The 20,379-nt window shown below is 67.2% G+C and carries 18 protein-coding genes; 1 reads left to right on the top strand and 17 read right to left on the bottom strand.

The genetic code is table 11. The annotated features are described in order from the left end of the window. Positions 1–7: 7 nt before the first annotated feature. The 4 genes from BoBH3_RS16065 to BoBH3_RS16080 form a co-directional block, all read right to left on the bottom strand. Entirely contained in the window at positions 8–1,747 is a 1,740-nt protein-coding gene (locus tag BoBH3_RS16065; protein ID WP_316045109.1) for an ABC transporter ATP-binding protein/permease, read from the bottom strand. Continuing rightward, positions 1,744–2,634 (bottom strand): ChaN family lipoprotein, encoded by an 891-nt coding sequence (locus BoBH3_RS16070; protein ID WP_262331815.1) that lies wholly within the window; start codon positions 2,632–2,634, stop codon positions 1,744–1,746. The genes BoBH3_RS16065 and BoBH3_RS16070 overlap by 4 nt, the downstream gene beginning before the upstream one ends. Then, entirely contained in the window at positions 2,618–3,370 is a 753-nt protein-coding gene (locus tag BoBH3_RS16075) for a ChuX/HutX family heme-like substrate-binding protein (RefSeq protein ID WP_262331816.1), read from the bottom strand. The genes BoBH3_RS16070 and BoBH3_RS16075 overlap by 17 nt, the downstream gene beginning before the upstream one ends. Positions 3,371–3,464: 94 nt before the next feature. Continuing rightward, positions 3,465–5,711 (bottom strand): TonB-dependent hemoglobin/transferrin/lactoferrin family receptor, encoded by a 2,247-nt coding sequence (locus tag BoBH3_RS16080; protein WP_262331817.1) that lies wholly within the window; start codon positions 5,709–5,711, stop codon positions 3,465–3,467. 416 nt (positions 5,712–6,127) lie between these two features. On the opposite strand from BoBH3_RS16080, the gene BoBH3_RS16085 reads away from it, so the two are divergent. Then, positions 6,128–6,478, top strand: coding sequence for a hypothetical protein (locus tag BoBH3_RS16085; protein ID WP_262331818.1), 351 nt, complete (start codon positions 6,128–6,130; stop codon positions 6,476–6,478). Between the two features lie 78 nt (positions 6,479–6,556). On the opposite strand, the gene BoBH3_RS16090 is transcribed toward BoBH3_RS16085, so the two are convergent. The 13 genes from BoBH3_RS16090 to BoBH3_RS16150 all read right to left on the bottom strand — a co-directional run bounded on the left by BoBH3_RS16090 (position 6,557) and on the right by BoBH3_RS16150 (position 20,275). Then, entirely contained in the window at positions 6,557–6,745 is a 189-nt protein-coding gene (locus BoBH3_RS16090) for a hypothetical protein (protein WP_262331819.1), read from the bottom strand. 27 nt (positions 6,746–6,772) lie between these two features. Next, a complete protein-coding gene (locus BoBH3_RS16095; RefSeq protein ID WP_262331820.1) occupies positions 6,773–7,705 on the bottom strand; it encodes a dihydrodipicolinate synthase family protein in 933 nt (310 codons plus the stop codon). A 7-nt stretch (positions 7,706–7,712) separates the two neighbouring features. Beyond that, a complete protein-coding gene (locus BoBH3_RS16100; RefSeq protein ID WP_262331821.1) occupies positions 7,713–7,913 on the bottom strand; it encodes a hypothetical protein in 201 nt (66 codons plus the stop codon). A gap of 118 nt (positions 7,914–8,031) precedes the next feature. After that, complete coding sequence (locus tag BoBH3_RS16105; protein WP_262331822.1) at positions 8,032–8,478, bottom strand: PTS sugar transporter subunit IIA; 447 nt, start codon at positions 8,476–8,478, stop codon at positions 8,032–8,034. A 64-nt stretch (positions 8,479–8,542) separates the two neighbouring features. Then, complete coding sequence (locus BoBH3_RS16110) at positions 8,543–9,235, bottom strand: response regulator transcription factor (protein WP_262331823.1); 693 nt, start codon at positions 9,233–9,235, stop codon at positions 8,543–8,545. Continuing rightward, positions 9,232–11,940 carry a sensor histidine kinase gene (locus tag BoBH3_RS16115; RefSeq protein WP_262331824.1) on the bottom strand — a complete coding sequence of 903 codons (2,709 nt, stop codon included), beginning with the start codon at positions 11,938–11,940 and terminating at the stop codon, positions 9,232–9,234. Before BoBH3_RS16115 ends, BoBH3_RS16110 begins: the two co-directional genes overlap by 4 nt. A gap of 52 nt (positions 11,941–11,992) precedes the next feature. Then, on the bottom strand, positions 11,993–12,562 hold the full coding sequence (kdpC, locus tag BoBH3_RS16120; RefSeq protein WP_262331825.1) for a potassium-transporting ATPase subunit KdpC: 570 nt from the start codon (positions 12,560–12,562) through the stop codon (positions 11,993–11,995). A gap of 171 nt (positions 12,563–12,733) precedes the next feature. Further along, entirely contained in the window at positions 12,734–14,791 is a 2,058-nt protein-coding gene (gene kdpB, locus BoBH3_RS16125) for a potassium-transporting ATPase subunit KdpB (RefSeq protein ID WP_262331826.1), read from the bottom strand. 34 nt (positions 14,792–14,825) lie between these two features. Next, positions 14,826–15,002 (bottom strand): hypothetical protein, encoded by a 177-nt coding sequence (locus BoBH3_RS16130; protein ID WP_262331827.1) that lies wholly within the window; start codon positions 15,000–15,002, stop codon positions 14,826–14,828. 10 nt (positions 15,003–15,012) lie between these two features. After that, positions 15,013–16,716 carry a potassium-transporting ATPase subunit KdpA gene (kdpA, locus tag BoBH3_RS16135; protein ID WP_262331828.1) on the bottom strand — a complete coding sequence of 568 codons (1,704 nt, stop codon included), beginning with the start codon at positions 16,714–16,716 and terminating at the stop codon, positions 15,013–15,015. Positions 16,717–16,746: 30 nt separating this feature from the next. Further along, positions 16,747–16,836, bottom strand: a complete 90-nt coding sequence (locus BoBH3_RS16140; protein ID WP_262331829.1) for a K(+)-transporting ATPase subunit F — start codon at positions 16,834–16,836, stop codon at positions 16,747–16,749. 375 nt (positions 16,837–17,211) lie between these two features. Further along, entirely contained in the window at positions 17,212–18,552 is a 1,341-nt protein-coding gene (locus BoBH3_RS16145) for an HlyD family type I secretion periplasmic adaptor subunit (protein WP_262331830.1), read from the bottom strand. Beyond that, positions 18,539–20,275 (bottom strand): type I secretion system permease/ATPase, encoded by a 1,737-nt coding sequence (locus tag BoBH3_RS16150; RefSeq protein WP_262331831.1) that lies wholly within the window; start codon positions 20,273–20,275, stop codon positions 18,539–18,541. Before BoBH3_RS16150 ends, BoBH3_RS16145 begins: the two co-directional genes overlap by 14 nt. Positions 20,276–20,379: the final 104 nt, after the last annotated feature.

The following is a 20,379-nucleotide window of genomic DNA, read 5'->3' on the forward strand; positions in this document are numbered from 1 at the left end:
CAGGTCGTCAGCCTACGGGTTCGGAAACGGAGCCGGCAACGTCCTGTGCGGCCCCCGCGCGCGGCTGCCACCCCAGCTCGATCCTCCGGGAGAGGGCGATGCCCTGCGGCTCACGATGCGCGATGAGCACGAAGGTCGCGTCCGGCAGCGCCCGTCGTAGCGCGGACAGGATCTGCCCCTCCGCCTCGGCATCCAGCGCGCTCGTCGCCTCATCGAGCACCAGCCAGTCCGGTTTCTGCAGGTGCAGGCGCGCGAGCGCGAGCCGCTGCCGCTCGCCACCGGACAGGCCATGGCGGATGCGCTGCCAGTCCGCCTCTTCGGGCGTCCCGAGGTTGGCCAGACCGACGGCCTCGAGCGCTCGCTGATACTCCGCCTCGCTGAACGCCTCCGGCAGCGCGGGATAAGCCAGCGCCGCGGCCATGCTGCCAAGCGGCAGGTAGACCTGCTGCGATGCGAAGCTGATCGACGCGGCCGGGCGCTCGATCGAGCCCTCGCCATGGCGCCAGAGACCGGCCAATGCCTTGACCAGCGTGCTCTTGCCGAAGCCTGACGGAGCCATGATCCAGCAGGACTCGCCGGCCTTGAGTTCGAGCTCTGGCAGCGGCGCCAGCGCGCGCCCGTCGGGCGTCGCGAGCACAAGGCCGTTCACCCGAAAGAGCTCACCGTCAGAGACTTCGGGGCCGGCTTTCGCACCCGCCCGGCTCGCCGCCTCGGCGGCGGCGAGGAAATGGCTGAGCCGGCTTGCGGTAGCGGCCAGCTGTGCCAGATCCTTGTACGAGAAGATGAACCAGGACAGCGTCGTGACGACGTTCTGGAAGGCGGAGCGCAGCTGCATCAGCCCGCCAAAGGTCACGCGCCCGGCAAGATAGGCCGGCAGCGCCAGGAAGATCGGAATCGTCAGCACGGTCTGGAAATAGGGCCGGGAGAAGAAGCCGAGGATCAACTCGCGATTGGTCAGCGCATACCAGTTCCTGGCCAGCGCCGCGAAGCGGCGCGACAGCTCGTTGCGCTCAGCCGCCTCCCCGCCGGCGAGCGCCACGGGCTCGATGTTCTCGCGCAGCCGCGTCAGGGCGAAGCGGAAATCGGCCTCGCGGCGCTGCTGCTCGAAATCGAGCTTCTTCAGTGGCGCGCCGAGTCCGTGCGTGATGAAGGTCGCGATCACGACATAGATCGGCGCCGCCCAGACCATGTAGCGCGGGATCTCGATCGAGAAGCCCGCCATTACGAAAGCCAGCGGGAAGGTCGAGAGCGACCAGAGGATCGCGACATACGAGACCAGGCCGACCACGCGGGTGATCAGGTCCAGCGCCTCGTCGGTGAGCTTGTCGACGAAGATGCGGCAATCCTCCGCGATGCGCTGGTCCGGGTTGTCCAGCCCGGCCTCCGTGCGATCGCGCAGATGCCAATAGGCCTTGCCTGACAGCCAGCGCTCGAGCGTGGCCTCGGTCAGCGAATGCCGCCAGCGAATCTGCAGCATGCGGCGCATATAGGCCGAGGCCAGATGCAGCACGACGGAAATCGCGGTCAGGCCGAAATAGACCTGTATCTGCTGCAGGACGGCGGGCACGTCGAGTTTCTGGATCGCGTTGTAGAAGTCCGCGTTCCAGGTGATCAGCTGGACGCCGATCCGCACGCCGATCAGTCCGAGCCCGACGATGGCCAGGAACTGCAGCACGCCAAGCAGCCCGCCCGGCCCCTTGACGCAGAGCTTCGTCAGGTGGGCGATATGGCGCAGAATAGACATCATGCCGGCTTGGGGCGTTCGCGTCGCGGCGCGGGCGGCTCGGGCGTGTCGAGCCGGAACACGGCATCGGCGATGCCCGTGAGGGCTGCCGCGTCATAGGCTTCGGCTGTGCCCGGCAGCAGCACCGCCACATCCTCGATGCCCAGATCGCGCAGCTGATAGGGCGTGCCGTGGCCATATTCGAGATGGCCACGCCCGATGATGCCGATCACGAGGTCGTCCGGCACCGCCGCCAGATGGTCGGCGATGCCACAGGCGAAGGCGCGGTCCCAGGTCTGCTGCGCGCGCAGGAAGCGGTCGCTCACCGGCGATGCGGCGCCGGCAGGTCGCTCCGCGCCGCCGAAGCTTTTCATCAGCCGTTCGAGATAGGCACGATAGGCATCGGTGGCAGGCGCCGACGGGGTCAGGCCATCGCGCTCCTCGACAGGGATCGCATCCCAGCCGGCCTGGCCGACGCGCGTGACGAGTTCTCGGTAGCAGTTGAGCGCCAGCATCTTCACCCGCTGCTGCCGGCAGAAATGAAATAGCGGCAGGTAGAGCTCGGGATCGAATCCCCAGACCTGTGCCCACTCGCTGCGCTCGATGAAGGTTGCGGTGTCCATCGCGCCATCGACCCACGCATCCAGCACCGGCTGTATCCGCCGCGGAAACATCTCGAATCCCACCGCCATCTGCGGCCGCAGCATGTGCAGGAAGGCTGTGACATGGAGCTGCCAGCGATGGATCTCGGCGATGTCGTGGGACTCGCCGAGCAGCACGACGCGCTTCTTCGCAGCCTCCCCGATCACCTCGCCCTGTGGCTGCAGCCTGCCCGTGCCCGGGCAGAGCCAGCGCGCGCGCGGATGGGCGAGGCCCTCGCCCGCCGGGCTCGGCTCAGCCGCGACCAGCATGGCTTTCCGGAACCTCGCCGAAAGCAGCGGCGGGGCCGCGCAGCACAAGGCCGAAGCTCTTGCCCTCGGCGTCGCGGGCATGGAGCGTGACGGTGCCGTCCGCCTCCTGCCGCTCCCAGCCTGCGACGGCGCCGGCCTTGAGATGCAGATGGAAGTCCGGCTGCATGATGTTCACGAAGCCCATGGCCGGCTTCGGCTCCGGCAGCGCGCCCTCCCAGTGCTGGAACAGGCCGGGCCGCTCGATATCGATGGTGATGGCGGCACCGCTGGCAAGGATCGCGGCGAAGCTGCGGGCGCCGAGATCGTCCTCCGGCACATCCGCCGCACCGCCCATTCCCGGTGCATCGCGCACGAGAGGATCGAGCTTCTCTCCGGCACCGAAGGACTCCAGCGCCTTGTCGAAGGGCTCGAGTCCATCGAGTGCGATCAGGCTGAACAGGCTCTCGCCCGCCGCGTCCTGGCATTCCAGCCGCGGTAGCACCCGGTCGCGCATCGTGGCCGTGCGATCGGCGACCATGCTGACGACCGTGGTCAGGTCGATCCGGCTGTCGTGGAAGGTGCCGCCCAGGCGAATGGCATCGGCCTCAGCCGTGACGGTCTCGACCGCGCCCATGCGCTCATGCGTGGCGCCGCCGGAGCGGGTGCTCAGCATGACGCGCCCCAGGGCGGGCAGGCATCTCAGGATCTCGGCCGGGGCCTGTTTCAGGCGCTCGCGCGGATGGGTCTCGCTGGTCATTGTGGTCTCTCCAAAAGATTGCGACGCTCCGGGGTCTCGGGACGGAGCGTCGCCGATCCGCCGCGCCCGCGGGCGCTGCGTCTCTGAGGCGTCGTCAGAACTCGACGGAAGCAGCCACCTTGAAGGTGCGGCCCGGCGCGGTCTGCAGTTCGAGGGGGTTGGCGGCCGCGACGGCGACCGTCGCCGTCTTGCCGTAGTTCAGCACGTCGGCGAAGTAGCGCCTGTCGAAGATGTTCTGCACGCCACCGCGCACCGTGATGAACGAAGTCGGCTTCCAGTTCAGATAGGCGTCGAACACCGAATATCCGCCGGGCTTGAAGGTGGTCGATGCATCCGCCCGGGTCGCGCCCGCTGCGAAGGTCGCCAGAACCTCGGCCTCCAGCCCATATTCAGGCATCAGGTACTTGAGGCCCGTCACCGCCTTGAGCGGGCTGACGTTATAGGGAATTTCGGCCGCGCCCGGCGTCTGCCTCTGCTTCGCGTATTGGTAGCTGACCGCGACATTGGCGACCCAGCGCTCATGGAAGCGCCATTCGCCCGAGGCCTCGATGCCGGAAATCTTGACCTTCGCCAGATTGCGCGACGTGATGTCGAGCGTGCCAGGCACCTCGTAGAGTTCCTGGATGAAGTCTTGATAGTTGGCATGGAACGCCCCGACTGAGAACCAGCCATCCGCAAACCGGCCACGCACGCCAGCCTCGTAGGACTTGACCTTTTCCGGCTTGAGATCCGGGTTGGGAACCAGAGTCTGGGTGCCGAAGGGCAGCGAGGTGAAGAGCTGCTGCGAGGTCGGCATCTTGAAGCCCTCGGCGTAGCGCGCATAGACCGAGTAAGTGTCGTCGAGCTTGAAGATCGTGCCGATCTGCGGGATCACGCGATGGGATTCGAGCTCGCGGGGCTCCTTGCCGGGCACGATGACGTAGCCCGTTCCGACGCGAGGATCGATGTTGTAGTTGGCGTAGCGGACGCCGGGCGTGATCGTCCATCGCCCGCCCAGCAGTTCAATCTCGTCCTGCAGATAGATGTCTGCGCGCGTCGTCGTGGCGTTGGCGAAGTTGAAGCCGCCGGCGACGGTCGTCGTCAGCACATTAGTGGTGAGGTTCCGGACGTCGTCCTGCCGCTGATAGTCGGTCTTGGTGATGTCGCCCTGGAAGCCGTAGGTCAGCCTGTGGAAGCTTGAACCCAGCGCGAAGCTCGACTTGGCCTGAATATCGAGCTGCGAGAACTCCTCGGTGTAGTCCAGCAGGCCGCGCGTGAAGCGCTGCTGGCCGTTGGCCAGCGTCTGAAGCCGGTTGCTGACGAAGGTTCGGCCCTGGGGCGAATAGGATGCCTGCCAGCGGATTGAATCGAGGAAGCTCGCGCCGACATCCCATTCGTGCTCGAATGCGAGCCGCTTCCGCGACTTCACCTGATTGCGGATATAGGCGCCGTTGCGGATGCCAGAGCTGACGACGTTGTAGTCGTTGAGCTGGTTCACCGTGATGTCGCTGTCGAAATACTCGCCGGTCAGTTTGAGGGTGTGGTCCGGCGTCGGCTTGAAGACGAGCTTGCCAAACGCATTCCAGACCGTCGTGTCCAGCGGGTTAAGCGTGTCGCAACCCAGGAAGCGGGTCGTCGGCACCGGGCAACCCCAGCGGCCGCCATCCGCCCGCGCATTGGTGAGCTTGCCTTCCTGTGCGGTTCTCTGGCTGACGCCGAAGATGCCTTCCAGCAGCGGCGAGAAGCGGAAAGCCGCCACGCCGGTCTTCACGAAGGAGCGGTCGAAGCTGTCATAGCTGGCGTCCAGCTTGACCGCGTAAGGCTTGTCCTTGCCCTTGAGCAGATCCTGCGGGTCGAGCGTGCGGTAGGCCACGATACCGCCGAGCGCATCGGCGCCCCACAGCACCGATCCGGGGCCACGCACGATCTCGACGCTCTTGAGGAAGGGCAGATCCACGAAGTCGCGGTTTCCGTCAGTGATACGCTCGATCACCCGAGACCCATCGACCTGCATCTGGACGCGGTTGCCGCCGACGCCGCGGATCGTGAAGCCGCCATAGTTGCCGAACGGGTCGGTGCTGGAGGTCTGGCGATTGACGAAGACGCCCGGCTGGTAGCGCACGAGATCCTGCGTATCGCGGGTGATGCGCTCATCAAGTTCCTGGCGCGAGATGACGTTGACCGTGCCCGGCACGTCGAGCGCCTGCTTTTCGCCCCGTGTTGCCGTAACCGTGATCTGGTCCAGCGAGATCGTCTGCTCGGCAGATTGGCCAGCCGCCGGAACGGTCTGCGCCTGCGCGATTGAAAGGGCCGTCGACGACAGAAGCGCCGCCAGGAAAGCCAGTTTTGAACTATTATTCATCAGATAACCCCAGTCCCACACCGAGGCGTCTAATCGCGTCGAAAAAGGATTCGCAAGTTGAATCTTAATAGAGTCGCAATATAATATTTATTATAATTCAAATATATACGTATATCGATTCAACTCTACGGGGATAGACTACAAATATAACAACACAAACACTGAACAATCGCGCAAATTCAACGAGAAAACCGCCCCCCTTTCGACACCGGGAGCGCAGCAGCGAAGAGCCTTGCTGAGCCGGACCATCCGCTTGCGACATGGCACTGCGGCCGAAATCCAGGGTTTGAGAATCCTGGGCAGCGGCAACGTGTCGCCGCGTCGGCCTGCCGATGAACGCTTTCCGACAGCCTCGTTCACGCCTCGTTGAACCTTGGCGGGGTTCAATGCGGGCGATAAAGGAGTCTACGATGCGAATGCTATTGATAACCGCCACCATCGCCGTCGGGGCCGCAGTCGGCGCACCGGCCATGGCGAGCGAAGCTCTGCCGCAATCTCTCGCGCAGCACCTCGACAAGGCACCTGTCGAATTCACCATGAGCGCCGCGAAGGAGCGGAGGCTGATGATCATGCAGGAAACGATGCGCCAGCAGCAGGGCGGTCGGGGTGGTCGCGGCGCCGGTTACGGCCCCCGTCCCGGCTACGGCCCCGGCCCCGGTTATGGTCCCCGCCCTGGCTACGGCCCTCGCCCCGGCTATGGCTACGGACCGCGCCCCGGCTACCGTCCTCCTCCCCCGCCGCCGTATTACGGGCCCCCGCGCTGGTAACGGAGCGCTTTCCGCAAGATCGAACTCATGCAGGTTCGGCGGCGCGGTAGCGCCGCCGAACCATGGTCTCCGATATGCTCAGTTCGGGAGCGCCGGAACACCCGTGTTCTGCACGGCCCACCACGCGCGGACGCTGATGACCAACGCCAGCAGCGCGAGCAGGATCGTGGCCTGAGCCAAGTCACGCTGCCAGGTCGTGTCGGGGGTCTTGCGCATGGTCGCGTGGACGGCCTCGCGCCTGCGCCTGAAGGATGCCAGAAGCGGCATTGAAATTATCCTTGAATGAGAGGGATGTCAGGCGCGCGCGCCGACAGCCTGCCGATGGCCGCTTGCCGCCGCGAGCGGAGGACGCGGGAAGTCTTCGATGACCTCCTCCATCAGCCGGGCCGCATCCTCGCCGGCAGGCGTGAGCGGCAGCCGGCAGTCCGGACGGACGCCCGGATGCAGCAGCGAAAGCGCCTGCTTGATCAGGACAGGCTCCGGCTCCCGCACCAGGGCGGCATTCACCGGCGCGAGCCGCCGCTGCAGCATCTGTGCCTGCCCGTAGAGCTCCGAGCGCATCGCGCTCCCGAGCCGGAACAGCCAGTGCGGAACGAGGTTGCCGACCGCGGTGACGGCGCCGCACCCACCCGCCAGGAAATAGGACGGTATCGCGTCCGCAGCGCCGGTGAGCCGCATGAACCGGCGGTCGCGAACGCGGGCGATCCGGTCACAGCGGGAGAGATCGCCGCGACGCTCCAGGATGCCCACGATGTTGGCATGCCCCGAAAGCTGTTCCAGCGTCTCGCAAGAGAGCTCGACGCCGCAGCGGTCGGGATCGTTATCGAGCACGATCTCCAGCGTCGTCGCCTGCGCGGCGGCCGCAGCATGCGCGATCAGCCCTGCCTGCGTCGGGCGGCTGTAATAGGGCATGCGCAGCAGGATCGCCGACGCCCCGACCCGTTCGGCCAGTGCGATCTCCGCGAGCGTCGCGGCAGTGGCGTTGGTCCCGCAGGCCGCGACGACGGGGAAATGGCGGCCCGCCGCGCGGCGCACCGTCGCGAGCACATCCCTGCGCTCTTCCGGCGTCAGCGTCGGGAACTCGCCCGCCGCCGAGCAGACCACGAGGCCGTCCGTGCCCTGCGCGATCTGCCAGGCCACGAGCCGTTCGAGCGAGGCATGGTCGACGCGCCCGCCCTCGAAGGGCGTGACGAGCGCCGTGAACATGCCGTGGAGCCAATGGTTCATGGCCGCCTCACAGCAACCTGAGTCGCTTCGCCGTGGAACGCACGGCCGAGGGGCGATGGTCTGTCTCGAAGGCGGCGTAACGCAGCGCGCTGTCGCGGCTGACGAAGATGCCGCCTCCCCGGCCATGCGTCTCGACCGCCAGCCAATGCCCCTCGACGTCACGGCCGACGACGAATGCGAGGGGCTTCTGAAGAGATCTGTCCTTCATGGTTCCATCTTCCAAGCAGCTGATGACCAGCTGTCGGGCAGATAACAACGAGGCCGATATGTTTTCGATGCCCCGAGAAGCAGCGCGGCCTTAAAATCTCATAATGATTTCAGCGGGATCAGACCTCGTCGAGCAGCATCTCGTAGATGTCCTCGCTGCCCTTGGCGTTGCGGATGCGGTCGCGCACCTCTAACGGCCGCAGGCGCTTTGCGATGCAGGCGAGCGCGTCGATCCGCCCCTTGCCGCCGTTCTCCGGCGTCAGCACCAGGCAGACAATGTCCACGGGCTGCCCGTCGATCGCCTCATAGGTCACTGGCTGCTCCAGCCGCGCGAGCAAACCGAAGGGCTCGGCGAGCCCGGCCACCGGGGCATGCGGCATCGCCACCCCTTCCCCTACTCCGGTGGAGCCCAGCGCCTCGCGCCGGTTCAGCGCACCGAGAATGGCGGCCTCGGGTAGAGCGAGCTGCTCCGCCGCTTTCTTCGCCAGCGCACGGAACAGCGCCGGCTTGTTGGCGGCCGAAAGCCTGATGATCGAACGCGGGCGGATGATGTCGGAAGGGATCATTCGGTCGTCTTCATGGAATGCCGAAGGGCCGGGAGCCCGCGCAGCAAATCTCGCTTGCTGGATCTCACTCGGCCTCGCGCAGGCGATAGCCGACGCCAGTCTCCGTCGTGATGTATTGCGGCTGGTCCGGGATGCGCTCGATCTTCTGGCGCAGCTGCCGCACATAGACGCGCAGATACTGCACATCGGCCGAGCTGCCCCAGACCTGCTTCATAAGGTGCTGGTGCGTCAGCACCTTGCCGGCATGCTGCACAAGGATGCGCAGGATGTCGTATTCCTTGGGCGAGAGCTTCACCTCCTGCCCGCCCACCTTGACGATGCGCTTGACGAGGTCGACCGAGAGCTCGCCGGTCTGGAAGATCGGCTTCTCGCCCTGCTGCTGGAGCTTGTGGCGCAGTGCAACCCGCAGCCGCGCCGCGAGCTCCTTCATGCCGAAAGGCTTCGTGACATAGTCGTCGGCGCCGGTCTCCAGCGCCTCGACGATGCCTGTCTCGTCCGTTCGGCTCGACAGGATCACGATGGGCAAGGCAAGCGCCTCGGCCCGCCATGCCCGCAGCAGCTCATGCCCGGAGATGTCCGGCAGGCCGAGATCGAGCACGATCAGGTCCGGCATCTCCTCCTTGACCCGCTCGATCGCCTCGCGCCCCGTCGCGGCCTCGCGGATGGCATAGCCCTCGGTCGAGAGGCCGACACGCAGCAGGCGGCGGATCGCCGGCTCGTCGTCCACGACCAGGACCTGGACGTCCATTGTCGTCATGTCAGGGGCTCCAATCTCTCCTGCCGGGCCTCGACGGGCATGGTGATGGTGAAGACCGCGCCGGTGCGGTCCGCCCGGTTCGCGGCCTTGATCGTGCCGCCCATCGCCTCAACGAAGCCGCGGCAGATGGCGAGGCCGAGCCCGGTCCCGGCACGGACCTGATCGCCTTTCCGGACCCTGTAGAAGCTGTCGAAGATGCGCTCCAGATCGGAAGGCGGCAGGCCCGGCCCCTCGTCGGCAACCGCGATCAGGACGGCCCCGTCGTCCCGGCGGGCGCGGATGGCGATGACGCTGCCGGCGGGAGCGTATTTGGCGGCGTTGTCGAGCAGGTTGAACAGCACCTGCTCGAACAGGACGGGGTCGAGCCTCAGCATCGGCAGGTCGTTCGGCAATTCGGTCTCGACACGATGGCCGGCCGCGATCTTCGCCGCGCGGCGCAGCGCGCTGCCGACCACTTCGGCCACGTCCACCAGCGTCGCATTCGGCTCCATCGCGCCGGATTCGATCCTGGTCATGTCGAGCAGGTTGGCGATGAAGCGGTTGAGCCGTTCCGACTCATCGATCACGGTGGCCAGAAGGGCTGTGCGGGCCTCCTCCGGCAGTGCGCTGCGATAATCCCGCAAGGTGCCGGCCGCCCCCATGATCGAGGCGAGCGGCGTCTTGAGATCGTGCGAGATCGAGGTCAGCAGCGCCGAGCGCAGCCGGTCGGCCTCGGCCGTGAGCTTCGCCCGGTCGACATCCGCGACGAGCTGAATGCGCTCGATGGCCACAGCCGCCTGGTCGGCCAGTGCATCGAGCAGGCGCTGCTGCTCTGGCGAAAGCAGCGGGCCCTCCCTGTCGTTGTCGAGGCCGATCACGCCCACGGCAGTGCGGCCCGTCCGCAGCGGCAGATAGAGTCGTTTCGCGCCGGGCAGCGTATCGGCGCCGCGCCCGGCCGCGCGGTCATGCTCCCAGGCCCAGCGCGCAGCGGCAATGTCGGCGTCGACCAGCGTGTCGTCGGGCGGATAGCCGGCGCGGACCGAAAGCGAGCCCTCCTCCGGCATCAGGATGACAACGCGCACCTTGAGCATGGAGGCTATCTGGAACGCCGTCGCCCAGAGCACGTCGTCGAGCGTGCCGGTCCCGGCGAGCTTCTTGGAGAAGAGGTAGAGATCCTCCGTGGTCCGAGCGCGCTGTCGTGCGGCATCCGCCTGTCGCTGAACGCGCGCGGTCAGGTTCGAGGCGATCACCGCGACCAGCAGAAAGAAGGCGAGCGCGACGGCATTCTCGGGGTCGCCCACCGTGAAGGTGTAGAGCGGTGCGACGAAGAAGAAGTTCAGCGTCAGCACGCTGAGCACTGAAGCGAACAACGCGGGCCACAGGCCTGCGGTCACAGCCGAGGCGAGCACGGCGGTGAGGAAGACGAGCGCAATGTTGCGCAGGTCCATGACCAGGCTCAGCAGCTCGGCGGCCCCGAGAGCGATGGCGACATAGGCGGCCGCAGCGAGATAGGGGCCGGACGAGAACCCCGTCTTGCCTGGCGTCGAGGCGGCTCCAGCTTCGTCCGGCTGTTGCTCCCGCAGCGCCACGACATGAACGCCGATGTCGCCGGCCCGGCGGATCAGCTCATGCGAGACGGAGGCTCCCAGCCATTCGCGCCAGCGCGGCTTGACCGGCTTGCCGACGATGATCTGCGTGACGTTATTGGCGGCTGCGTGCCTCAGGATCTCTCCGGTCACGTCGAGCCCCGGCAGGACGATCGCTTCGCCGCCGAGCTGCGCTGCAAGCCGCAGTGCGTTGGCCACCCGCGTCTTGGCTGCTTCAGGCAATGCGGCTGCCCGCGGCGTCTCGACATGGAGCGCGCTCCACGGCGCCCGCAGCCTGTCGGCCTGCCGCTTGGCATGGCGGATCAGCGCCGGAGCACCAGCGCTTTCGTCGATGCAGACAAGGATGCGCTCGCCTGCGGCCCAGGGACCGGGGATCGCATGCTCCTGCATATGGCTGAGCAGTTGGTCGTCGACACGCTGTGCCGTCCGGCGCAGCGCGAGTTCGCGCAGTGCTGTCAGGTTGCCCGGCGAGAAATAGTTCGCGATGGCGCGCTTGGCCGTCTTGCCGAGATAGACCTTGCCCTCCTCGAGGCGCTTGATCAGGTCGGCCGGCGTCAGGTCGATGATCTCGACGTCGTCGGCCCGGTCGACGATCGAATCCGGCACCGTCTCGCGCACCCGGATACGGGTGATCTGCGCGACGACGTCGTTCAGGCTCTCGACATGCTGGATGTTGAGCGTTGTGTAGACGTCGATGCCGCGCGACAGCAGCTCCTCGACATCGAGATAGCGTTTGGGATGGCGGCTGCCGGGCGCGTTGGTGTGGGCGAGCTCATCGACGAGGACCAATGCCGGGCGGCGTGCCAGGATCGCGTCGATATCCATCTCGTCGAGGACATGATCCTTGTAGTCGACCATCCGGCGCGGGACGATCTCGAAGCCGTCCACCAGCGCCTGCGTTTCCTTGCGGCCATGCGTCTCGACGACGCCGATCACGACATCAAGGCCCTCGGTCTTGCGGGCCTTGGCCGAGCTCAGCATCTCGTAGGTCTTGCCGACGCCGGGCGCCGCGCCGAGAAAGATCTTCAGGTGCCCCCGGCCCTCGCGCTGGGCGCTCGCCAGCAGCGCCTCGGGCGAGGGCCTGCCCCTGATCTCGCGATGGCTGTCGGGAAGTGTCATGCGGTCCGCACGGAAAAGCGGCGGCGCTCGGCGCGCCGCCAGTGTCTTTGTGTCAGCGCGCGGAGGCGCCGTCGAGAGCGAGATTCAGCGCCAGCACGTTGACCACCGGTTCGCCGAGGAAGCCGAGCTTGCGCGGCTCGACATGGGCATCGACCAGCGCCTTGACAGTCGCGGGATCGGCGTTGCGCGCCTTGGCGACCCGGCCGACCTGGAAATAAGCGGCTTCCGGCGAAATATGCGGGTCGAGGCCACTGCCCGAGGTGGTGACGAGGTCCATCGGCACGGCCGCGCCCGGGTTCTCAGCCTTCAGTGTCTCGGCATCGGTCTTGATGCGCTCGATCAGCTTGGCACTGGTCGGGCCGAGATTCGAACCGCCGGAGCTGGAGGCATTATAGCCGTCACCGGCGGCCGAGGGCCGGCCATGGAAGTAGCGGTCGGACGCGAAGGACTGGCCGATCAGGCCGGAGCCGATGACCTTGCCGTCCTTCTCGATCAGGCTGCCATTCGCCTGGCGCGGAAACACGGCCTGGGCGATGCCGGTCATCGCCAGCGGGTAGACGAGGCCCGTGAGGATCGCGAAGGCCGCGAGCATCACGAGGGCGGGGCGGATCTGCTTGAGCATGGTTGCGGCTCCTTGAAAGCCTGTCTGAAAAACGTCCCTCAGCCCTCATCCTGAGGAGCCGCGAAGCGGCGTCTCGAAGGATGCTCCAGATGATGCCGGAGCCTCCTGGATCATCCTTCGAGACGGCCCTACAGGCCTCCTCAGGATGAGGGCTGAGATCTCCAAGCGCCGCTACACGAGGTGCAGCGCGGTGATGGCCATGTCGATGGCCTTGATGCCGATGAAGGGCACGATGATGCCGCCGAGCCCGTAGACGAGCATGTTGCGGCTGAGCAGCGCGCCGGCGCCGACGGCACGGTACTTCACGCCCTTCAGCGCGAGCGGGATCAGCGCGATGATGATCAGCGCGTTGAAGATGATCGCCGATAGGATGGCGCTCTGCGGCGTCGCGAGCCCCATGATGTTGAGCGCGCCGAGCTGCGGATAGAAGGCCAGGAACATCGCCGGGATGATGGCGAAATACTTGGCCACGTCGTTGGCAATCGAGAAGGTCGTCAGCGCGCCGCGCGTCATCAGCAGCTGCTTGCCGATCTCGACGATCTCGATGAGCTTCGTCGGATCGCTGTCGAGATCGACCATGTTGCCGGCCTCGCGCGCCGCCACCGTGCCGGTGTTCATGGCGACGCCGACATCAGCCTGGGCGAGCGCCGGCGCATCGTTGGTGCCGTCGCCGCACATGGCGACGAGCTTGCCCTTGGCCTGCTCCTCGCGGATCAGCGCGAGCTTGTTCTCAGGCGTCGCCTGGGCGAGGAAATCGTCGACGCCGGCTTCCGCCGCGATGGCGGCTGCGGTCATCGGATTGTCGCCGGTGATCATCACCGTGCGGATGCCCATGCGGCGCAGCTCCGAGAAGCGCTCGCGGATGCCGCCCTTGACGATGTCCTTGAGGTGGACAACGCCCAGCAGGCGCCCGTCGCGTGCAACCGCCAGCGGCGTGCCGCCGGCCTTGGCGATCTCGGCTGCGATGGCCTGGACCTCGCGCACGATCTCGGTCGTGGACCGCTCGCCCGCAGCCTCGACATGCTTCAGCACGGCATCGACGGCGCCCTTGCGGATCTGCGAGCCGTCGATGTCGACGCCGCTCATCCTGCTCTGTGCTGTGAAGGGCACGAAGGTCGCGTGCAGGCTGCCCATGTCGCGCGCCCGGATGCCGTATTTCTCCTTGGCGAGCACGACGATGGACCGGCCCTCCGGCGTCTCGTCGGCGAGCGAGGCGATCTGCGCCGCATCGGCCAGCTCCTGCTCGCCGACCCCGCGCACGGCCCGGAACTCCGTCGCCTGGCGGTTGCCGAGCGTGATCGTGCCCGTTTTGTCGAGCAGCAGCGTGTCGACGTCGCCCGCGGCCTCGACAGCGCGGCCCGACATGGCGAGCACGTTGAAGCGCACCAGCCTGTCCATGCCGGCAATGCCGATGGCCGAGAGCAGCGCGCCGATGGTCGTGGGGATCAGCGTCACGAACAGCGCGACCAGCACCACGACGGGGATGTAGCCGCCGGCATAGGTGGCGAAGCTCGGGATCGTCGCGGTGGCGAGCACGAAGATCAACGTCATGCCGGCCAGCAGGATGTTGAGCGCGATCTCGTTCGGCGTCTTCTGGCGCTCGGCGCCCTCGACCAGCGCGATCATGCGGTCGATGAAGGTCGAGCCCGCCGCGGCCGTGATCCGCACGCGGATCCAGTCGGAGAGCACCTGCGTGCCGCCCGTCACGGCCGAGCGGTCGCCGCCGGATTCGCGGATTACGGGAGCGGATTCGCCCGTGATCGCCGCCTCGTTCACCGAGGCCACGCCCTCGATCACCTCGCCATCGGAGGGAATGATGTCGCCGGCCTCGACCAGCACGACATCGCCGACCTTGAGCGAGGTGCCGGGGACGAGCTTGAAGGCGCTGCGATCCTCGCCCGAGAGCAGCTTGGCCTGCGTCTCGGTGCGCGTCTTGCGCAGCGACTCGGCTTGCGCCTTGCCGCGCCCCTCCGCCACCGCTTCCGCGAAATTGGCGAAGAGCACGGTGAACCAGAGCCAGAGCACGATCTGGAAGGTGAAGCCGAGGCCCTGGGCGCCCGTCACCAGATCCTTGACGAGCAGGATGGTGGTCAGCGCCGAGACGACGGCAACGACGAACATCACCGGGTTGCGGGCGAGGCTGCGCGGATCGAGCTTGCGGAAGGCGTCGCCCAGCGCGGGCAGGAGGATGCGAGCGTCGATCAGGCTCGCGGATTTGGACTGGCTCATGAGAGGCTCCAGCGAAGAGATGTGACGCGCAGGCTCAGGCGGCGCCGAACAGGGCGGCGAGCGCGCGGACGATGAGCAGGACGAGGCAGAGGCCGAGCGTCATGCAAAGGATCAGGGTGGCGGGCCGGGGCGGCGTCCCGCCCGGTCCCCGCGACGAAGCCGCGTCGCGGGGGATGGCTTCACGCCGCAGCTGGCGCAGGCAGCTTGCCATGGCAGCCTCCTCACAAGCTCTGCCCGGCGATCATCGCGAGATGCTCGACGATCGGGCCGACTGCGAGGGCGGGGAAGAATGTCAGGCCGCCGACGATGAGGATCACGCCGACCAGCAGCCCGACGAAAAGCGGCCCGTCTGTCGGGAAGGTGCCTGCCGAGGCGGGTACGGACTTCTTCGCCGCCAGCGAGCCCGCAATGGCGAGCGCCGGAATGATGACCAGGAACCGGCCGGCCAGCATCGTGATGCCGAGGGTGACGTTGTACCAGACCGTGTTCGCCGAGAGGCTGGCGAAGGCCGAGCCGTTGTTCGCCGCCGCAGAGGTATAGGCGTAGAGAATCTCGGAGAAGCCATGCGGCCCGCTATTGCCGGCGGCAGCGACGGCATCGGGGAGCACCACGGCGATTGCGGTGAAGATCAGCATGCCGGCCGGCAGGCACAGGATGGCAAGCATGGCCATCTTGACCTCCTTGGCCTCAATCTTCTTGCCGAGATATTCGGGCGTGCGGCCGACCATCAGCCCGGCGACGAAGATCGCGAGCACGACGAAGAGCACGATGCCGTAGAATCCGGCGCCGACGCCGCCGACGATGATCTCTCCGAGCTCCATGTTGATGAGCGGGATGAGGCCGCCCAGCGCCGTGAAGCTGCCATGCATGGCGTTGACCGCGCCGCAGGAGGCCGCCGTGGTGACGACTGCAAAGAGCGCCGAGAGCGGGATGCCGAAGCGGGCCTCCTTGCCCTCCATGTTGCCGCCCGGCAGCCCGAGCGCCTGGACGAGCGGGTTGCCCGCGGCTTCCGCCCAGTAGCAGACGACGACGCCGACGATGAACAGTGCGCCCATGCTGGCGAGGATCGCCCAGCCCTGGCGCTGGTTGCCGACCATGCGGCCGAAGACATTGGTAAGCGCGGCGCCGATGGCGAAGATCGTCACCATCTGGATCATGTTCGCGATCGCGTCGGGATTCTCGAAGGGATGCGCGGCATTGGCGTTGAAGAAGCCGCCGCCATTGGTGCCGAGCATCTTGATCGCGACCTGCGAGGCGACGGGGCCACGCGCGACGGTCTGCTGCGCGCCTTCCAGCGTGGTCGCGACCGCCGCGGCATCGAAGGTCTGCGGCATGCCGAGCGCGACATAGACGAGCGTCAGCACGATGCAGAGCGGCAGCAGGATGTAGAGCGTTGCCCGGGTGAGATCGACCCAGAAGCTGCCGACCGTCTTGGCCGAGGCCCGGGCGAAGCCGCGGATGAGCGCGACGGCGATCGCGATGCCGGTCGCGGCCGAGGCGAAGTTCTGCACGGTCAGCCCGAGCATCTGCGTCAGGTAGGACATCGTGCTCTCGCCGCCATAGCTCTGCCAGTTCGTGTTGGTGACGAAGCTGACCGCCGTGTTGAAGGCGAGATCGGGCGGCACCGCCGCCATCCCGTCCGGGTTCAGCGGCAGGCCGCCCTGGAAGCGCTGCAGCCCGTAGAGGAACAGCAGGCCTGCAAGATTGAACAGCAGCAGACCGACCGCATAGGCGCTCCAATGCTGCTCCTCGCGTTCATGCGTGCCGGCAAGTGCGTAGAGCCCGCGCTCGACAGGCGCGAGCACGGGCGACAGGAAGGTGCGCTCGCCATTGAAGACGCGCGTCATGTAGCCGCCGAGCGGCTTCGTCAGCGCGATGACGATGGCGCAGAAAAGAAGGATCTGGATCCAGCCATAGAGTGTCATGGGGACGACTTTCAGAGCATTGCGCCGCGCTCAGAACCGCTCGGGGCGGATCAGCGCATAGGTGAGGTAGACGAGCAGGACCGCAGTCACCGCGCCGCCGAGGATGTAGTCGACGATCATGGGAGGGTCCCTTTCAGAGCGCGTCGCAGGCGGAGACGTAGGCGAGCGCAGCCGCAAAGAAGACGAAGCCGAGCGCAAGCATGGCGATATCCATTGCCGTGGTCCTTTCGACCGGGCGTTGCCGATGGGCCGATGGCGCGCCGGCTTCGCCTTTCCGCGGAAGGCGAAGCCGGCAGCCTGATCGACCATGGGCGGGATTATCGTGCCGAGCGCATAGCCGTTCGAGACGGCCGAGAGCGCCACAGAATAGGAATCTTATAGGAATTCCGGCATCTGGCCGGCCGCCGCCAAAGGGGCGCGAATGTCAGACGCCCAACGCGGAAAGGGCGCCTTCCGGCGCCCTTTCGTGTGACTGGGAGAAGCTGACCTCTCCGCTCAGTGGCGGAACGAGCGGGCGAGCTGGTCTTCGATCGGCTTGACCAGATAGGCGAGCGCGGTGCGCGTGCCGGTCTGGATGTAGGTCTCGACCGGCATGCCGGGCAGGAGCGTCTTGCCGCCCAATCGGTTCACCTCGGCCCGCTCCAGCCCGACGCGCGCGGTGTAGAACGAGGTGCCCGTCTTCTCGTCGTTGGTCGCATCGGCCGACACCTGGATCAGTCGCCCGTTCAGATCGGGCGTGGTGGTGCTGTCGAAGGCGGGGAAGCGCATGACGACCGCCTGGCCGGCGCGCAGCCTGTCGATCATCGTCGGCTCGATCCGCGCCTCGACGACGAGGCTGTCGGTCTCTGGCACGATCAGCATGATCTGCTCGGCCGGGCCGATGACGCCGCCGATGGTGTGAACGGTCTGCTGGTGCACGACGCCATCCTGCGGCGCGCGCATCTCGATGCGCGCGAGCTGGTCCGATGCCGCCACGCGCCGCTCCTGGAGATCGGCGATCTTGCCCTCGACATCGCGCAGCTCCGTCGTGACCTCGCGGCGCACATCCTGGTCGACCTGCAGGATCTGCAGCTCGACCTCGGCAATGCGTCCCCGCACCCGCGCCATGTCGGAAGTGAGGCTGCCCTCCTCGCCGGCAAGGCGGGAGGCCTCGCGCTGCAGCCCCGTCAGCCGCGAGAGCGCCACGAGACTCTGATTGTAGAGCTTCTGGACGCCTTCGAGCTCCTGCCAGATCAGCGCCGCCTGGCCGCGCCGGGAGGCCAGCTGCGCCACCAGCCCCTTGATCTCCTCATGCGACTGGGCGATCCGCTCGCGCAGCTGCGAGCGCTGGCCGTCCGAGGCGGTGCGTCGCGTGCGGAACAGCACGGTTTCGCTTTCCATGCCCTGGATCACCACCGGGTCGGCAGCCCGCTCGACAAGCTCCGGCGGTATCACGATCTCGGGCAGCCCGTCGCGCTCCGCCTCGAGCCGGGCCTTGCGCGCCTGGAAGCGCCGGAGCTCCAGCTCGATCAGGGCCAGGCCCGCCTTCGCATTGGTCTCGTCGAGCCTGACGAGCACGTCGCCGGCCTTGACGCGGTCACCGTCCTTGACGCGGATTTCGGCGACGACGCCGCCGGTCGGGTGCTGGATGCGCCGGACATTGCTCTCGACCACCACCTTGCCGGGCGCGATCACCGCGCCGGCCAGCGGCGCCGTGGCGGCCCAGAGGCCGACCGTGCCGAACAGCAGCGCGATCGCCGCGACGCCGGCGACTGCCGCCTTGCGGATGTCGCGGCCCGGATCGAGCCTCGCCTGCGGCGCCCCGGAACCGGCCTTGTTCTCGTTAACCGCGCGCATCGGCCATCACCATCTTCTTCGGAGCGGGCGCGCCGACCGCCACGGGCGCCGGTGCGAGGCTCTTGCGCAGCACCTCGTCCTTCGGGCCGAAGGCCTGCACCTGTCCTTCCGCGAGGATCATCACCAGGTCGATTCCCGCCAGCGCCGAAGGTCTATGGGCGATAACGACCACGATGCCGCCGCGCTCGCGCACACCGCCGATCGCGGCCGTCAGCGCCGCATCGCCATCGGAATCGAGGTTGGCGTTGGGCTCGTCGAGCACGACGAGGAAGGGGTCGCCATAGAGCGCGCGCGCCAGGCCGATGCGCTGACGCTGGCCGCCGGACAGCGTGCCGCCAGCCTCGCCGACCGGCGTCTCGAAGCCCTTCGGCAGGCCGAGGATCATGTCGTAGGCGCCGGCGGCCTTGGCTGCGGCCAGCACCGCCGCTTCGGTCATATCCGGGTCGAAGCGCGCGATGTTCTCCGCCACCGTGCCGGCGAAGAGCTGCACATCCTGCGGCATGTAGCCGATCATCGCGCCACGCTGCTCGGCGGACCACTGGTCGAGCGTCGCGCCATCGAGGCGCAGGGACCCGCGCTGCACCGGCCAGATGCCGACCAGCGTGCGCGCCAGCGTCGACTTGCCGGAAGCCGAGGGACCGATGACGGCGAGCCCCTGCCCTGCCTGAAGCGTCAGGCCGACATCCTTGAGAACCGCGCTCTGGGAGCCCGGCGGAGCAACGAAGACATGCTCCAGCCCGAGTTGCTGCGTCGGTCGCTCGGGCGCGACGAGCGGGTCAGCCTTTGTCTCGCCGAGCGCCGCCTTCATCCGGGCCCAGGCCTGGCGGGCGCCGATGAAGGGCCGCCAGTTGCCGATGGCGAGCTCGATCGGCGCCAGCGCACGGCTGCTCAGGATCGACGAGGCAATCATCACGCCGGAGGAGGCTTCGTTGTTCATCACCAGCCAGGCGCCGAGGCCGAGCATGCAGGACTGCAGCATGAAGCGGACGGTCTTCGAGATCGTCCCGAGCATGCTCGTCAGATCGGACGCGCCGAGGCCGGTCGAGACGTAGCGATCGTTGACGCTGTCGAAGCGGGCCGTGACGCGCCGCTCCATGCCCAGCGCCGCCACCGCCTCGGCATTGCGCCGCATCGCTTCCAGCAGGGCCGAGCGCTCGGCGCCGGCGCGCGAAACCTCGGCACTCGGCTTGCGCGAGAGCACCTCGGTCAGCAGCGCCAGCACGACCAGGATCGCGGCGCCGCCGACGAGCGTCCAGCCGAGATAGGGATGCAGGATGAAGCACAGCCCGCCATAAAGCGGGATCCAGGGCAGGTCGAACAACGTCGTCGGGCCGAGTCCGGACAGGAAGGACCGCACGCTGTCGAGGTCGCGCGGGAGCTGCGTGCCTCCCGGCGTCCCGCGCAGCTGCGCCGAGATCATCGTCCCGACGACCGGCCCGCTCAGCTTCCGGTCGAGCGACACGCCGATCCGGCCGAGGATGCGCTGGCGCAGCCAGTCGAACATGCCGAGCAGCACGTAAAGCGCGGCCACGATGATCGAGAGCGCGACGAGAGTCGGCACGCTGCGCGAGGGCAAAACCCGGTCATAGACCTGCAGCATGTAGATGGAGCCGGTCAGCATCAGGAGATTGACCAGCGCCGAGAACAGCGCGACGGCGAGGAAGGCGGCGCCGCAGGAGGCCAGAGCCTGGCTCGCGGCGTTCGGAGAGGATTTGGGCAACACGGACGGACCCTGGGCAGCTACTCGACAAGACGGCGCCGACATCTTCCGCCGGGCGATAGAAGGCGCAGATGACGGCTTGGTGAAATGGCGACGCGAAGGGCATC

This window comes from Allobosea sp. BH3, assembly GCF_025499465.1.
Lineage (GTDB): Bacteria > Pseudomonadota > Alphaproteobacteria > Rhizobiales > Beijerinckiaceae > Allobosea.

What these genes read in the sequence shown, in the direction of transcription:
- BoBH3_RS16065 (WP_316045109.1), bottom strand. Translation starts at nt 1,747, where the DNA reads ATGATGTCTATTCTGCGCCATATCGCCCACCTGACGAAGCTCTGCGTC.
- BoBH3_RS16070 (WP_262331815.1), bottom strand. Translation starts at nt 2,634, where the DNA reads ATGCTGGTCGCGGCTGAGCCGAGCCCGGCGGGCGAGGGCCTCGCCCAT.
- BoBH3_RS16075 (WP_262331816.1), bottom strand. Translation starts at nt 3,370, where the DNA reads ATGACCAGCGAGACCCATCCGCGCGAGCGCCTGAAACAGGCCCCGGCC.
- BoBH3_RS16080 (WP_262331817.1), bottom strand. Translation starts at nt 5,711, where the DNA reads ATGAATAATAGTTCAAAACTGGCTTTCCTGGCGGCGCTTCTGTCGTCG.
- BoBH3_RS16085 (WP_262331818.1), top strand. Translation starts at nt 6,128, where the DNA reads ATGCTATTGATAACCGCCACCATCGCCGTCGGGGCCGCAGTCGGCGCA.
- BoBH3_RS16090 (WP_262331819.1), bottom strand. Translation starts at nt 6,745, where the DNA reads ATGCCGCTTCTGGCATCCTTCAGGCGCAGGCGCGAGGCCGTCCACGCG.
- BoBH3_RS16095 (WP_262331820.1), bottom strand. Translation starts at nt 7,705, where the DNA reads ATGAACCATTGGCTCCACGGCATGTTCACGGCGCTCGTCACGCCCTTC.
- BoBH3_RS16100 (WP_262331821.1), bottom strand. Translation starts at nt 7,913, where the DNA reads ATGAAGGACAGATCTCTTCAGAAGCCCCTCGCATTCGTCGTCGGCCGT.
- BoBH3_RS16105 (WP_262331822.1), bottom strand. Translation starts at nt 8,478, where the DNA reads ATGATCCCTTCCGACATCATCCGCCCGCGTTCGATCATCAGGCTTTCG.
- BoBH3_RS16110 (WP_262331823.1), bottom strand. Translation starts at nt 9,235, where the DNA reads ATGACGACAATGGACGTCCAGGTCCTGGTCGTGGACGACGAGCCGGCG.
- BoBH3_RS16115 (WP_262331824.1), bottom strand. Translation starts at nt 11,940, where the DNA reads ATGACACTTCCCGACAGCCATCGCGAGATCAGGGGCAGGCCCTCGCCC.
- kdpC (WP_262331825.1), bottom strand. Translation starts at nt 12,562, where the DNA reads ATGCTCAAGCAGATCCGCCCCGCCCTCGTGATGCTCGCGGCCTTCGCG.
- kdpB (WP_262331826.1), bottom strand. Translation starts at nt 14,791, where the DNA reads ATGAGCCAGTCCAAATCCGCGAGCCTGATCGACGCTCGCATCCTCCTG.
- BoBH3_RS16130 (WP_262331827.1), bottom strand. Translation starts at nt 15,002, where the DNA reads ATGGCAAGCTGCCTGCGCCAGCTGCGGCGTGAAGCCATCCCCCGCGAC.
- kdpA (WP_262331828.1), bottom strand. Translation starts at nt 16,716, where the DNA reads ATGACACTCTATGGCTGGATCCAGATCCTTCTTTTCTGCGCCATCGTC.
- BoBH3_RS16140 (WP_262331829.1), bottom strand. Translation starts at nt 16,836, where the DNA reads ATGATCGTCGACTACATCCTCGGCGGCGCGGTGACTGCGGTCCTGCTC.
- BoBH3_RS16145 (WP_262331830.1), bottom strand. Translation starts at nt 18,552, where the DNA reads ATGCGCGCGGTTAACGAGAACAAGGCCGGTTCCGGGGCGCCGCAGGCG.